Here is a 14,398-nt window from a genome sequence, read left to right on the forward strand (position 1 = left end):
CACGCTCCCTGGAGGATGACATGGAGTCATACGAACGCGACGCACTGGAAGCGATCACCACGCGGCCTCTGCATCCCTACCGCACACTCACGGTCGAACGGATCACCCCCGTACTGGGCGCGGAGGTCTCGGGCGTCGACCTGTCGCGGGAGATCCCGGCGGACCAACTGGACGAGATACGCACCGCGTTCCGCGATCACCACGTCCTCGTCCTCCGTGACCAGACGATCACCGTCGAGGACCACAAGCGTTTCGCGTCGGCCTTCGGCGAGCTGCGTCCGGTCAACCCGCCGCCGCCCGAGGGCGACCCCTACGTCCTGGAGATCCGCACGACGTCGGCCGCGGCGAACGTGGCGGGCAACGGCTGGCACGCCGACGGCACCGCCGACGCCGAACCGTCGCTGGGGTCGATGCTGTACATCACCGAGATCCCCGAGCCGGGCTGCGGCGGCGACACCCTCTTCGCCAACATGCACCTCGCCCACGACATGCTCTCGCCGGCCATGCGCGCCCTGCTGGACCCGCTCACCGCCGTCCACGACGGCGCCAAGGCCCTGGCGGGCTACACCCCGCCCGCGGACTACGTCATCCCCAGGAGCGAACACCCGCTCGTCGCCCGGCATCCCGAGACCGGCCGCAAGCTGCTCTACGTCAACCAGGCCTACACCAGCCGCGTCCCGCAGCTCTCCGCCCAGGAGAGCCAGGCCCTGCTGGACCTGCTCTTCGACACCATCGCCTGCAGGCCGATCCTGCACTGTCGTGTGCGCTGGACCCCGAACACCCTCGTCCTCTGGGACAACCGCTGCGTCCAGCACCACGCGACGTACGACTACTACCCCTACGCCCGTTACGGCCGGCGCGTCGCCATCAACGGCGGCCCCGTCAAGGGCTGACGGCGCGACCGGAGGCCACGTCGGCCAGGACGGGGAGCACGTCGAGCACTCCCGGGCTCCCTGTCCCGGCCGGCCGGCTCCCTACGGACGACATGGTCCGCCCGCCGGACTCAGCGGACGGTGTCGAGCAGCAGGCTCGCGGCCACCGCCGCCCCGTCGGTGCGGATCTCGTCGGCCAGCGCCTTCGCCCGGGCCCGGGTGTCCGGGGCCAGGGCCGTCCTGATCGCGGCGCTCAGGGAGTCGGCGGTCGCGGTCGGGCCGTCGAGTGCCACACCGATCTCCAGGTCCGCCACCCGGCCGGCCCAGTACGGGTTGTCCGACAGCTGGGTGGCCGCCACGACCTGCGGCGCGCCCGCGCGGGCGGCCGTCACCGTCGTGCCCGCGCCGCCGTGGTGCACCACGGCGGTCACCCTGCCGAACAGACGCTGCTGGTTGACCTCGCCGACGGCGAAGCAGTCGTCCCGGCCGTCGACCAGGTCCAGATCCGCCCAGCCCCGGGAGAGGAGTGCGCGATGCCCCTGCGCGAGGATCGCCTCGATGGCCCCGCGGGCGACGTCCCGCGGCGGGCGTATGCTGCCGAAGCCCACGTAGACCGGTGGCGCGCCCGCGTCGAGGAACGTCACCAGGCCGGCCGGGAGCGGGCGTTCGTCCGGCAGGCTCCACGTACCCGTCTGCACCACGTCCAGGCCCGGGGTCTCCCGCCACGGCCCGAGGGCCGGGTCCGCCGCCAGCCACGGCCGGTCGGTGAGGACGTGGTCGCGTACGTCGTCCACCGGCGGCAGGCCGAGCGCTGCGCGCCGGCCGTTGAGTGTCTCGCCGAACTGCGCGTTCACGTTGCGGGCGTCGAGCTCCCACAGCGTCCGGTTGTCGTTCGTCCCGGGATCCGGCTCCGCCCAGCCCGGTCGCGGTGGCGGCGCGTGGTGCGGCGACGGCAGGTGGACCGCCGCGTAGCTCGCGTACACGTAGCGGATGCCCGCGGCCTCGGCGACGGACCGCGCGGCGATCTGCGCCAGGCCGGCCGCCACCAGCACGTCACATCCGTCGGCCGCCGCGGGGAGGACATCGAACTGCGTCTCGACCAGCTCGGTCCGGTACCGGGCGAGGTCCGCCGCCGAAGGCAGGACCGCCCCGCGCATCAACGTCCGCACCGCCGGCCCGACCGGTACGTGCCGCACGCCGAGACCCGCCAGCCGCTCCGCGAACTCCTCGTCCGGCGGGGTGCACATGCGCACCTCCACGCCCAGCGCCCGCAACCGCACCGCGAGTGCCACCAGCGGTTCGACATCGCCCCGCGTTCCGTACGTGGACAGGAGCACCCGCATCGTTCGTCCTCTTCCGTCCGGTCTTCCCACACGTCTCGGCCCGTGCCCGTCCAGCCTTCGAGCGGTCCTCGTCGACGGCGACGCGTCGGCCGTAGCGGGTGCGCGGCAGCAGTGTATGTCGCGCGATACCGAACGCGGTGGCGATCACTGAACAAACACCGTCCCGATCCTCGACACCACCTGGGAGCCACTCCATGCAGAGATCGTCCGCGCCCGGACCTGACGTTTCGGTCATACTGCCCTGCGCCGGAACAGGAGCGCGCTTCGGGGCCCCCTACTCGAAGGAGTTGCACTGCCTGACGCCCGGGGTCACCGTGCTGGACCGCAGCCTGGACACGGTGGTGGAACTGGCCGAGAGCGGACTCAACGTGCGCATGGTCGTCGTCATCGGCACCCACAAGCTGGACACGGTGAGCTACCTCGCGCGCTACGCCGGGACCTTCCAACTGCTCTTCGTCTACCAGGACGCGTCGTGCGAACCAGGTCTCGACGGCGCCATCCGGTCCGCCCTGCCGATGACGCAGGGGCCGGTCGCCCTCGTCCTGCCCGACATCGTCGTCAACGGCGCGGGCAGCGCCGGCAGCCTCCTGGCCGCACTGGAGAGCCTCGGGGTGGCGGGGTGGAGCGTGGTGGCCGCCGAAGAGCGGGATCCCGGCACGCTGCGGCAGATGGGCGCGCTGGCCCTGGCCGAGGAGGGCGGTGTGGTGACGGTCGGGGCGGCCACCGACAAGCCGGCGGATCCCTCGTCCTTCAACGCGTTCTGGGGCATGGTGGCGGTCACCGAGGAGGAGGCACACCGGTTGCCCGACGTGGTGAGCGAAGGAGCGGACAGCCCCCTGGTCGGCGCGGTCGCCCTCATGGTGGAGGAGATCGTCAACTACAACACCGCCGCGGGCTGACGCACCTGGTCACCCCTCCGCCTCACCCGGACAGGTCGCGACGTCGTCCGTCGGTGTCAGGAGACGTGAGGTCGCTGGAGTCCTTGGAGGAGGAGGGCGATCAGGCGCCGGGGGTCGTAGCGGGGGTCGTCGTCGCGTCCGATGCAGAGGTTGCCGACGCCGCGCATCAGCTCGTAGGGCTGCGTGCCGGGCTTGATGTCGCCGGCGTCGACCGCGGCGTCGAGCAGTTGGGCGCAGACGGGCTGCAGACGGTCGAGGAAGTAGGTGTGCAGCGCGGCGAAGCGGTCGCTGTCGGAGTGCAGGGCGTCGGCGAGACCGTGCTTGGTGACGAGGAAGTCGACGAAGAGGTCGATCCACTGGCGCAGTGCGTCGAGCGGGGAGTCGGAACTGGCCAGCAGGCGCGGGCCGGCCTCGGCGCAGGCCTCGATCTGGTGGCGGTAGACGGCGGTGACGAGATCCGCGCGGGTGGGGAAGTGGCGGTAGATCGTGGCCATCCCGACGCCCGCCCGGGCCGCGATCTGACGGATCGGCGCGTCGACGCCGGAGGTGACGAACACTTCGGCGGCGGCGGTGAGCACCGTCTGCCGGTTGCGCTGTGCGTCGGCTCGCTTGCCTCGGGACGGCGACCGCCCCGCAGTGCTGTCGGTGGCCATCACGCACTCCTCTTCCGCCGGTTGACAAAACGGAGCAGTGCTCCAGATACTAGATGGAGCGATGCTCCGCTTCAGGTTAGTCGAAGCGGGATATCCCTGACCAGCCTGTCCGCCGTCGGTCGCAGGAGACCGGCGGGCAGCAGGCGCCACCGAAGGGGAACCCACTCGTGAGTACATCCACCGCCACCGGCGTCGACGCCTCGGGCGCGCCCGTCCCGGTCCTGTCCTTCAGCCCCGTACTCCTCCCCGTGCCCGGACGTCCCGTGGACCTCCAGGTACGCGTCTCCGCACCCGCGACCGGAACCGGCCTCGCCGTCATCCTCCTCTCCCACGGTCAAGGCCCCTCGAACAACCTCTCCTCACTCAACGGCTACGCGCCGCTCGCCGACCTCTGGGCCGCCCACGGATTCGTGGTCGTCCAGCCCACCCACCTCAGCTCCAGGACGCTGAGCCACCTGGTCGCCGACGCCCCCGGGGCCCCCTTCTTCTGGCGCTCGCGCGCCGAGGACATGTCGCACGTCCTCGACCGACTCGACAAGATCGAGAAGGCCGTGCCGCTGCTCTCCGGGCGGATGGACCACACCAAGGTCGCCGTCGCCGGGCACTCGTTCGGCGGCTTCACCTCCAGCCTCCTGCTCGGTGCCCGGGTCACCGACCCCGACGAGGGGGGAGAGGTGAGCCTCCTCGAACCCCGCATCAAGGCGGGCGTGCTGCTCGCAGCGCCCGGCAGGGGTGACGTCCTGAACGGACCGATGGCCGACGCGCTGCCGATCCTGCGGACCGTCGACTTCTCCACGATGACCACACCCGCGCTGGTCGTCGCCGGCGACAGGGACGACTCCCGGCACTTCACGGACAGGGGACCGGACTGGCACGCCGACCCCTACACCCTCGCCCCCGCGCCCAAGACCCTGCTCACCCTCTTCGGCGCGGAGCACGGACTCGGCGGGATCGCCGGGTACGACGCCGCCGAGACCACCGACGAGAGCCCCGGGCGAGTCACCGCCCTGGCCCGGCTCACCGCGGCCTACCTCCGCACCCAGCTCGGTTCCGGCGCCCCCACGTGGCAGACGGCGCGCGAGGAACTGGCGGCCGCCCCCGATGCGCCAGGACGGGTCGAGTCCAAGTAAGCCCTCCGACGCGGCCACGACGCCCGCACGGCACAGGCTCTCAGGGCCTGCGGGCCGAGGTCGCCGTACGCAGCAGCCACTCGGCCGGACCGTACCGGAAACGTGCCGTCAGCCATGCGCTGACGGCGAGTTGACCCGCGTACAGGGCGAGGCACCCGGCGAGCACGGCCGCCGCCCCGTGGTGGCCGTACCGGGCCAGGCCGTGGCCCGTGAAGACGAGGGCGAGGACGAGGGACTGGCCGAGGTAGTTGGTCAGGGCCGTGCGTCCGGCCGGGGCCAGGGCCCGGCCCACCCGGCGGCCGGGTCCCGTGCGCAGCAGGAGCAGCAGCCCGCACACGTACGCGGCGGACAGCGCCGGGGCGGTGAGGGTGCCGACGGCGGACCCCACGTGGTACCAGCGGGCGTCCAGCGGGCCGTTGCGGCAGACGGCCATGACGACGCCGCCGGCCAGGCCCACGGGCAGGCAGCGGGTGACGATCCTGATCAGTGTCGCCCGGTGCCGCCCGGTGTCGGCGAGCAGCCCGCGCCGCCCGGCGACGAGCCCGGCCACGAAGGCGGCGAGCATGCCGGCGCCGTAGACGACGCTCCACGTCAACGAGGCCCGCAGCTCCCGCAGATGGGCCCCGATGACCGTGCCCGAGTCACCCCGGTAGGCGGTGGTCCACGGTTCCAGCGCGGCTTCGGCCTCCCGTCCGCCGGGCGGCTCGGCGACGGCGAGGGTGAGCGCGCCGTAGGCCAGCAGGCAGACGACGGTGAGGGTGACGAGCCCGGCGGCGGCCTGCAGCAGCCTGCGCGGAGCGAAGTCCTGCACCGCGAACAGGGCGAGGCCCAGCACCGCGTACGACATCAGCACGTCACCGGGGAACAGCAGCACCCCGTGGGCGAGGCCGAGCGCGAACAGGCAGGCCAGGCGGCGCAGGTACCGGGACACGAAGGGGTGCCCGGCGCGTTCGGCGGACTCCCGCTGGAGGACGAAGCTGTAGCCGAACAGGAACGAGAACAGCAGGTGGAACTTCCCGGCGACCAGAGCGGTGATCAGCCACTCCACACCCTCGTCGACCGGGGCGGAGACCGGTTCACCACCGTCCGCCCCGACATGCGGTCCGGCGATCAGCAGGGCGTTGACCAGCAGGATGCCGAACAGCGCGAACCCGCGCAGCACGTCGACCTCGTGCACCCGGGCCGCCCGCGACGCGTCCGCGCCGTCGGGGTCGTCGGGCCGTACGCGCGCTCGGGGCAGGGCACGCCCGGGTGACGGCGACGAGCTGCTCACAGGGGGCCTCCGGAACCACGGGAACCACGGCGCGGACCGCCGACGAACTCACCACCTCACCACGTGCCCCTCCCGGCAGCAACTCACCCCGACCGGGGAGAACGGGCGCAGGGCCGGGGCACTGTCCCCCGGCCCTGCGCCCGTGAGCCGTACGGTGTCAGACCGCCGCCGCGCGGCTGGCTCCGATGCGGACCGCCAGGTCGTAGGCGTTCTGCACCGAGCCCGTGTTGGCCTTGGCCTGGCCGACGATCTCGAAGGCGGTGCCGTGGGCCGGGGTGCAGATCGGCACGGGGAGGCCGCCGGCCATGGTGACGCCGCCGTCGAAGCCGATCAGCTTCATCGCGATCTGGCCCTGGTCGTGGTACATGGTCAGGATGCCGTCGAAGTCGCCGGCGCGGGCCCGCAGGAAGATGGTGTCCGAGGGGAACGGGCCCTTGAAGTCCAGCCCCTCGGCCGTCAGGTCGCCGATGGCGGGGGCGATGACGTCCAGCTCGTGGCGGCCGAACTTGCCGTTCTCGCCGGCGTGCGGGTTGAGGGCGCAGACACCGATGCGGGGCGCCTCGACGCCGGCCTCGCGCAGCACCTGGTGCAGCAGCTCGCCGGCCTTGACCACGTTCTCGCGGGTGATGCCCGCGTCCACCTCCGCGATGGAGACGTGGGAGGTGACGCGGGCGGTCCACAGGCCGGGCAGGATGTTCAGCTCGGAGGTGAAGGCGTCGACGCCCAGCACCTTCTCGAACCAGCGCAGTTCGTCGTTCTCCGTCATCCCGGCCAGGTGCAGCGAGGTCTTGTTGAGCGGCGCGAACAGGATGGCGTCCACCTCGCCCCGGCCCGCCATGTCCAGCGCGGTACGGAGGTTGGCCAGGGCCCAGCGGCCGCCGGCCTCGGTGGCGGTGCGCCGCTCGAACTCCCCGGCGGGGCGGTGGGCGCTGTTGTCGTGCAGCAGCGGGACGCCCGGGGTGTACTCGGTGGCGTAGGCGACGGTCAGGCCCGCGTCATCGCCGGCGCCCTTCAGCTCGGCCTCGTCGGAGATCAGCACGATGTCCGCGGCGGCGGTGTTCTCGGGTTCGGACAGCAGCCTGGCGATCAGCTCGGGGCCGATGCCGGCGGGGTCGCCGAGGGTGACCGCGACGCGGGGACGGCGGGAGGTGGTGGTGCTCATGACTGCCTTTCGTGGGCGGGGGAGGGGGCGGTGGAGGAGGGGTGCCGTGACGATCCGTCAGACGCGGGGGACGGCGGGGTGTTCTCGCCGGGCGGGGTGTCATCCGGAGCGGTGCCGTCGTCAGCGGTGCCGTCGTCGGCCGAGGAGGCGCCGGGTGCGGGGGTGCCGGCGTCCGGGGAGCCCGGGGCGGTGCCGTCCGAACCGGGGCCGCCCGTGCCGGGGCCTCCCATGCCCGGCGCCCCGCCGCGGTCGCGGCGCAGCGCCTTGACGGCCACCGGTCCCACGACCAGGACGGCGGCCAGCGCCAGGATGACGAGCGCGGCCGGGCTGGCGAAGACGGTCGGCAGGACCGCGCCCTCGCCGAGCGCGGACGTCTGCACCAGCGCCTTCTCGAACAGCGGGCCGATGACCAGGCCGAGGACCAGCGGCGCGACGGGGAGGTTCAGCCGCTTCATGGCGTAGCCGACGAGGCCGAAGACGATCACGATCCACACGCTCAGCATGCTGTTCTTGACCGAGTAGGCCCCGACCAGGCTGGTCACGATGATCAGCGGGTACATGATCGCGTACCGCACGCGCAGCAGCTGCGCGAGGACCGGCGCGAGGGGCAGGTTCAGCGCCAGCAGGATGAAGTTGCCGATGAAGAACGAGGCGAGCAGGCCCCACACCAGCGTCGGCTGGTTCTCGAACAGCAGCGGGCCGGGCTGGATGCCGTAGATGAGGAAGGCGCCGAGCAGTACGGCGGTGGTGGCGCCGCCGGGGACGCCGAGCACCAGGGTGGGCACGAAGTTGGCGTTGGAGGCGGAGTTGGTGGCCGCGTCCGGGGCGACCACGCCCTCGATCGCGCCGGTGCCCAGCTTGTGCCGGTTCTTCGAGAACCGCTTCTCCGCGCCGTACGCCATGAAGGACGCCAGCGTCGTACCGGCGCCGGGCAGGCAGCCGAGGAGGAAGCCGACGACGGTGCCGCGGGCGGTCGCCGGAGCGGCCCGCCTCAGGTCCTCCTTCTTCAGCAGCAGGTCGCGGAAGCGGGCCCGGATGGGCTCGGCCATGCCGGTGTGCAGCTGGTTCAGCAGCTCGCCGATGGCGAAGAGGCCGATCATCACCTCGACGTAGGGGACGCCGCCGAACAGGTCGATCTGGCCGAAGGTGTAGCGCGGGGTACCGCTGCCGACGTCGACGCCGATGCAGGCGATGAGGATGCCGACCAGGCCCAGCGCCATGCCCAGCAGCAGGTTCCTGCCGGAGAAGACCACGATGGTGCACAGGCCGAGGATCATCACGGCGAGCATCTCGGGCGGCCCGAAGTCCAGCGCGAGCCGGGCGAAGAACGGGGCGACGGCGGCCAGCGCGAACAGCGAGGCCATCGCGGAGACGAAGGCGCCGAGCGCGGAGATGGCCAGCGCGGGGCCGGCCCGTCCTTGCCGTGCCATGCGGTACCCGTCGAGGGTGGAGACGACGGACGAGGCCTCGCCGGGGGTGGCGATGAGGATCGCGGTGATCGTGGCCCCGAACTGGGAGCCGTGGTAGATGCCCGCCAGCATGATCAGCGCGGTGAGCGGGTCGAAGGTCAGGGTGACCGGGATGAGGATGGCCACGCCGGTCGCCGAGCCGAGGCCCGGCAGGATGCCGATGACGGTGCCGAGCAGCACGCCGACGAAGCACCACAGCAGGTTCTCGGCGCTGAGGGCGGCACCGAAACCGGTGACGATGTTGTCGATCACAGGGCGCTCCAGACGGCGGGGTCGAACAGACCGAGCGGCAGCGGCACCCGCAGCACCACGATGAACAGCGCGTACGAGACGACGAGCACGCCGGCGGCGGTGGCCAGGGAGACCAGCGGGCGCAGCCGCTCGACGACGGCCGTCAGGAAGAGGGTCATCAGGGTCAGCGTGGGCAGCATGCCCAGGACCGGGATGAGCAGGCCGGTCACGGCCATCACGGCGGTGACGACGACCAGCTTGCGGCGGATGGCACGCCGCTCCTCGGGGGTGTGCTCCGCCTCCTCGGTGACGTGGCCGTCGCCTTCCAGGACGGAACCGGTCCGGGTCTCCTGCCAGATCAGCGCGGCCCCGATCAGGGCCAGCAGCAGCCCGGCGGCCCGGGGCAGGGCGCCGGCGCCGATGGTGCCGTCCTCCGGGTTGGTCCAGGGGTAGGCGAAGGAGCCGAGGAAGAACAGGGCGCCGGTGGCGGCCAGTACGGCGTGGGCGGTGAGCACGGGCCGTCTGCGGCGGAGGGCGGACGCGTCCGGCGCGGCGGTGACGGGGCTGGCGTCGGCGGGCCGGGTCACGCGAACACCTCCTGCATCTCGCGGTCGTAGCTCTCCAGGAAGCGCTCGAACTCCTCGCCGCTGACGTCGGCGGGGATGAGCATGTCGTTCTTGATGTAGTCCGTGTAGGTGTCGCTCTTCATCGCCTTGTGGATCGCCTCGATCCAGTAGTCGCGCTGCACGTCGGCGATGCCGCTCGGAGCGAGGACCCCGCGCCAGATGGTGACTTCGGCGTCGAGGCCCTGCTCGGCCGCGGTGGGCACGTCCTTCATCACGGGGTCGTCGTAGCGCTCCTCGGTGAGCGTGCACAGCGCCTTGAAGTCACCGCTCTCCAGGTACGGCTTGGCGGACGCGGCGCTCGCCGGGGCGACGTCGATCTGCCCGCCGAGCAGGCCGGTGAGGACCTCGCCGGTGGAGCCGTAGGGCACCACGGAGAACTGGCCGCCGTTCTTCTCGAACTCGGCGACGACCAGGGAGTCCGCGCCGGTCTTGCCGCTGGACCCGGTCTTGACCTTCTTCTGCTTCGCATCCTCGACGAGGTCGGCGCAGGTGTCGTACGGGGAGTCCTTGCCGGCGACGACGATGCGGGAGTCCTCGGCGAACATCACCAGCGGGGTGAAGTCGCGGTAGCTGAACGGCACGTCGTAGACGGCGGGCAGGGTGTTGAGGGCGGTCTCGGCGACGAGCAGGGCGTTGCCGTTGCCCTCTTCGGCGAGGAAGGTGGCCCAGCCGACGGCGCCGGAACCGCCCTCCTTGTTCTCGACGTTGACGTCGAACCCGGCCTCGAGTTCGTTGAGGCCCTGGGCGACGACCCGGGCCGAGCGGTCGCTGCCGCCGCCGGGGGCGAATGCGACCACGGCCGAGACCGACCCGCGCGGGGTCCAGTCGTCGGGTACCGGAGCGCTCGCGTCGAGCAGCGAGCAACCCGATGTCAAGGTCAGCGTGATGGCGCTGGTGACGGCCAGCGCCAGGCGCAGCGGTGACTTCATCGTCGACCTTCTTGCGTCAGGAGGGGGAGGATCGTGCTCCGAGCCGCCGTCCCGTGCGACATCAGAGATCCTATTGGATATGCGAGACGACGCTAAGGCTCGCCGCGAGGCTTGGCAAGAGGTTGCGGGGAGGGAAAAGATCCGGACACGGAGGCTCAGGGGGCCGGACGCGGAGGCTCAGGGGACCGGCCCCGGCGGCTCAGGGGTCGGGACCCGGCGGCTCAAGGCTCCGGACACGGCGACGGCCGCGGAACATCGTCGATGTTCCGCGGCCGTCGCCGTGAACCGTCCTCCGGCCCGTCGCCGAGGTCGCTCAGCCGTCCGCCGAGACCCGGCGCGCCACCGCCCCCAGGTGCGCCCGCATGGCCGCCACGGGGCGCTCGGGGTCGCCGGACTCGAAAGCGGCGAGGATGGCGGCGTGTTCGTCCACCGCCTGGTCGATGTCCATGGCGCCGTGGTCGGCGGTCTGCCGCAACCGGTGGACGTGGGCGCTGAGCTGGTCGGCGGCCCGGTTCAGGAAGCGATTTCCGGCCGCCCGCATGATGGTGAGGTGGAACTCCCAGTCGGCCGCGAAGTACTCGCGCAGGTCGGCGAAGTCGGTGGGCCGGCCGCCCGTGCCGCGCAACTTGCGGACCCGGTGCGCGCACAGCACGTGCTGGGCGTGGGCCGCGCGCAACTCCGGCACCAGGTCCTCGGCCTGGGAGACCGCGCGCTCGACGGCTGCGATCTCCAGGATGCCGCGCATGTCGAACAGCTCCGCGAGCTGCTCGGGGGAGAGCGGCGGTGCCACCCGGTAGCCCTTGAGCGCCACCCGCGAAACCAGGCCGGTGTGTTCGAGCTGCACCAGCGCCTCGCGGACGGGGGTGGGGGAGACCTCCAGCTCGCGGGCGAGGGAGTCGATGCCCAGTGAACTGCCCGGCGGTGTCGAGCCGTCCAGCAGTTTCTCCAGGATGGCGTCGTACACGCCGTCGCGCAGGACCCGTCGGGGCACCACCGGCTTGCGTGCGGGCTTCCGTGCGACGGCGGCGCCGCTGTCTTCTCTGCTCATCTCGGTCGCGATCCTAGCGCGGCGGCCCCGCTGCGGGACCTCCCCGTGACCGCTCCGGGGGTGTTCCCCATCGAAAAGATCCTATAGGGTCCATGATTCAGAGCCGTCCGGCCGCCCCACCGGAGCCGTGAGCCCGGAGCTCGGAGCCCGGAGCCGAACCCCACGGAGACGACGATGTCCCACACCGCGCAGGACTGGCCCATCGGCGCCGCCCTCCTGCAGTTCCCGAACACCACCCCCGACGGCGGCCCGGTGCAGGACGCCACCGCCCACCAGTGGGGCCAGGTGCTGCACGAGGTCGCCGCCGAGGGCTTCGACCACGTCGACCTCACCGACAGCTGGCTGCGCCCCGGCGACCTGCCGCCCGAGCGGCTGCGCGAACTCGCCCGCACGCTCAAGAGGTTCGAGCTCGGCGTCTCCGCGATCTCCGTCACCCGGCGCAGCGTCATCGACCCCGACCCGGACACCGCCGCGGCCAACACCGCGTACCTGCTGCGCAGCATCGACGCAGCGGCGGAGCTGGGCACCACCGTGGTGTGCGCCGGGCTCCACCGGCCGCTCACCGTCGCCCAGCGCGAGGCCCTGTGGTTCTGGCACGAGCCGGGCGCCGGCGACCCCGAGGGCGACGAGCGCGCCTGGGCGCTGGCCGTGGAGCGGCTGCGCGCCGCGGGGACACGCGCCGCCGGCCTCGGCCTGCGGCTGTCCCTGGAGATGTACGAGGACACCTACCTCGGCACCCCCGAGAGCTCCGTCCGCCTCGTGCGCGACATCGGCCTGGACAACGTCGGCATCAACCCCGACATCGGCAACCTCGTCCGGCTGCACCGTCCCGTGCCGCACTGGGAGGAGCTGCTCACCCCGGTCCTGCCGTACGTCAACTACTGGCACATCAAGAACTACTACCGGGACCACGACCCGGCCACCGGCGCCTGGTTCAGCGTGCCCGCGCCCGTGGAGTCCGGCGTCATCGACTACCGGCGCGCCCTCGGCCTCGCGCTGGACGCGGGCTTCGACGGCCCCATCTGCACCGAGCACTACGGCGGCGACGGCCTCGGCGTCTCCGCCCGCAACCGCGACTACCTGCGCCGCATCCTGGCCACCAAGCTGTCCGCGCCCACCACGGACGGCACGGACGCCACGGACGCCACGGCGGAGGAGCGGCCGTGACCCTCCTCCACAACGATCCTCAAGCCTTCGCCGACGAGGCGTTGGCCGGTTTCACCGCCGCCCACGCCGACCAGGTGCGCCCCGTGCACGGCGGCGTCGTCCGCGCCTCCGCCACCCCACCGGGCCAGGTGGCCGTCGTCCTCGGCGGCGGCACCGGCCACTACCCGGCCTTCGCCGGCTGGGTCGGCCCCGGCTTCGCGCACGGCGCCGCCTGCGGCAACATCTTCGCCTCGCCCTCCGCCTCGCAGATCTGCTCGGTGGCGCGGGCCGCCGACAACGGTGGCGGCGTCGTCTTCGGGTTCGGCAACTACGCGGGCGACGTCCTGCACTTCGGGCAGGCCGCCGAACAGCTGCGTGCCGAGGGCATCGACGCCCGGGTCCTCGCCGTCACCGACGACATCGCCTCCGGCCCCGCCGACCGGCCCGAGCTGCGCCGCGGCATCGCCGGCGACCTGCCCGTACTGAAGATCCTGTGCGCGGCGGCCGAATCGGGCCGCCCTCTGGACGAGGTGCTGCGCACCGGAGAGAAGGCCAACGCCGCCACCCGCACCCTCGGCGTCGCCTTCGACGGCTGCACGCTGCCCGGCGCCGACAAGCCGCTGTTCACCGTCCCGGCCGGCCGGATGGGCGTCGGCCTGGGCATCCACGGCGAGCCCGGTATCGGCGAGGGCGCGCTGCCGACCGCCGACGAGGTGGCCGAACTGCTGGTGGGCGACCTGCTGGCGGAGCGGAAGGCCGCCTCCGCCGCGGCCGGGGGCAGCGACCGGGTCGCCGTCCTGCTCAACGGCCTGGGCGCCACCAAGTACGAGGAGCTCTACGTCGTCCACCGCGCGGTCGCCGCACGGCTGGCCGCCGAGGGGCTCACCGTCGTCGCCCCCGAGGTCGGCGAGCACGTCACCAGCCTCGGCATGGCCGGGCTCTCGCTCACCCTCACCTTCCTCGACGCCGAGCTGGAGGAACTGTGGACGGCCCCGGCCGCCACGCCCGCCTTCCGGCGTGGCAACGTGACTCCCCGCCCCGACCGCACCGACGACCTGACCACCACCCACCGCACACCGGACGCCGAGCCCGGTGACGTCGCCTCGCAGGCGCTCGGCCGCCGGATCGCCGCGGGCCTGCGCACCGTACGGGACACCGTCGTCGCCCATGAGCGACGACTCGGCGACATCGACGCGGTCGCGGGCGACGGCGACCACGGCATCGGCATGCGGCGCGGCGCCGAAGCCGCCTGCGAGGCCGCCGAGGAGGCCGCGGCCTCCGGCGCCGGGGCGCGTACGGTCCTCGCCCGCGCCGGTGCCGCCTGGTCGGAGCGGGCCGGCGGCACCTCCGGCGCCCTGTGGGGCGCGGCGCTCACCGCGGGCGGCTCCGTGCTGGGTGACCGGGGCGGCGCCGACGCGTCCCGTATCGCCGCAGCCGTACGGGCCGGCGTGGACGCCGTACGGCGTCTCGGCGGGGCGGAACCCGGTGACAAGACCCTGGTGGACGCGGCCCTGCCGTTCGCGGACCGGCTCACGGCCGGTGCGGGAACCGGCGACGGACCCGCCACTTCGGCGACCGCCGGGCTGGCCGCCGCCTGGGCGGACGCCGCCCGCGCCG

At 72.8% G+C, this 14,398-nt stretch carries 13 protein-coding genes; 5 read left to right on the forward strand and 8 right to left on the reverse strand.

What is annotated here, in order from left to right; translation table 11 throughout:
* Positions 1-20 precede the first annotated feature (20 nt).
* Positions 21-893 (forward strand): TauD/TfdA dioxygenase family protein, encoded by an 873-nt coding sequence (locus tag UW392_RS55160; RefSeq protein WP_320783039.1) that lies wholly within the window; start codon positions 21-23, stop codon positions 891-893.
* Between the two features lie 110 nt (positions 894-1,003).
* On the opposite strand, the gene UW392_RS55165 is transcribed toward UW392_RS55160, so the two are convergent.
* Entirely contained in the window at positions 1,004-2,215 is a 1,212-nt protein-coding gene (locus UW392_RS55165; protein WP_320783040.1) for a glycosyltransferase, read from the reverse strand.
* A 287-nt stretch (positions 2,216-2,502) separates the two neighbouring features.
* On the opposite strand from UW392_RS55165, the gene UW392_RS55170 reads away from it, so the two are divergent.
* Positions 2,503-3,114: a hypothetical protein gene (locus tag UW392_RS55170; RefSeq protein WP_320783041.1), complete on the forward strand. Its 612-nt coding sequence runs from the start codon at positions 2,503-2,505 to the stop codon at positions 3,112-3,114.
* A gap of 56 nt (positions 3,115-3,170) precedes the next feature.
* On the opposite strand, the gene UW392_RS55175 is transcribed toward UW392_RS55170, so the two are convergent.
* Positions 3,171-3,767 (reverse strand): TetR/AcrR family transcriptional regulator, encoded by a 597-nt coding sequence (locus UW392_RS55175; protein ID WP_320783042.1) that lies wholly within the window; start codon positions 3,765-3,767, stop codon positions 3,171-3,173.
* A gap of 167 nt (positions 3,768-3,934) precedes the next feature.
* On the opposite strand from UW392_RS55175, the gene UW392_RS55180 reads away from it, so the two are divergent.
* Positions 3,935-4,897, forward strand: a complete 963-nt coding sequence (locus UW392_RS55180) for an alpha/beta fold hydrolase (RefSeq protein WP_320783043.1) — start codon at positions 3,935-3,937, stop codon at positions 4,895-4,897.
* A gap of 40 nt (positions 4,898-4,937) precedes the next feature.
* Here the strand turns inward: UW392_RS55180 and UW392_RS55185 are convergent, their stop codons facing one another.
* The 6 genes from UW392_RS55185 to UW392_RS55210 form a co-directional block, all read right to left on the reverse strand.
* Entirely contained in the window at positions 4,938-6,170 is a 1,233-nt protein-coding gene (locus UW392_RS55185; RefSeq protein WP_320783044.1) for a DUF418 domain-containing protein, read from the reverse strand.
* A 157-nt stretch (positions 6,171-6,327) separates the two neighbouring features.
* Positions 6,328-7,332, reverse strand: coding sequence for a 4-hydroxythreonine-4-phosphate dehydrogenase PdxA (locus tag UW392_RS55190; protein WP_320783045.1), 1,005 nt, complete (start codon positions 7,330-7,332; stop codon positions 6,328-6,330).
* The gene (locus UW392_RS55195; protein ID WP_320783046.1) at positions 7,329-9,053 is read right to left on the reverse strand and encodes a tripartite tricarboxylate transporter permease; all 1,725 of its coding nucleotides are present in this window, start codon (positions 9,051-9,053) and stop codon (positions 7,329-7,331) included. The genes UW392_RS55190 and UW392_RS55195 overlap by 4 nt, the downstream gene beginning before the upstream one ends.
* Positions 9,050-9,619: a tripartite tricarboxylate transporter TctB family protein gene (locus tag UW392_RS55200; RefSeq protein ID WP_320783047.1), complete on the reverse strand. Its 570-nt coding sequence runs from the start codon at positions 9,617-9,619 to the stop codon at positions 9,050-9,052. Before UW392_RS55200 ends, UW392_RS55195 begins: the two co-directional genes overlap by 4 nt.
* The gene (locus UW392_RS55205) at positions 9,616-10,587 is read right to left on the reverse strand and encodes a tripartite tricarboxylate transporter substrate binding protein (RefSeq protein ID WP_320783048.1); all 972 of its coding nucleotides are present in this window, start codon (positions 10,585-10,587) and stop codon (positions 9,616-9,618) included. Before UW392_RS55205 ends, UW392_RS55200 begins: the two co-directional genes overlap by 4 nt.
* A 313-nt stretch (positions 10,588-10,900) precedes the next feature.
* Entirely contained in the window at positions 10,901-11,635 is a 735-nt protein-coding gene (locus UW392_RS55210; protein ID WP_320783049.1) for a GntR family transcriptional regulator, read from the reverse strand.
* Between the two features lie 174 nt (positions 11,636-11,809).
* Between UW392_RS55210 and UW392_RS55215 the strand changes: the two genes are divergently transcribed.
* Both UW392_RS55215 and UW392_RS55220 read left to right on the forward strand, forming a co-directional pair.
* On the forward strand, positions 11,810-12,802 hold the full coding sequence (locus tag UW392_RS55215) for a sugar phosphate isomerase/epimerase family protein (protein WP_320783050.1): 993 nt from the start codon (positions 11,810-11,812) through the stop codon (positions 12,800-12,802).
* A partial coding sequence (locus UW392_RS55220) for a dihydroxyacetone kinase family protein (RefSeq protein ID WP_320783051.1) occupies positions 12,799-14,398 on the forward strand: 1,600 nt, incomplete at its 3' end. The genes UW392_RS55215 and UW392_RS55220, both read left to right, overlap by 4 nt.

The organism is Streptomyces sp. CRN 30 (assembly GCF_034105845.1).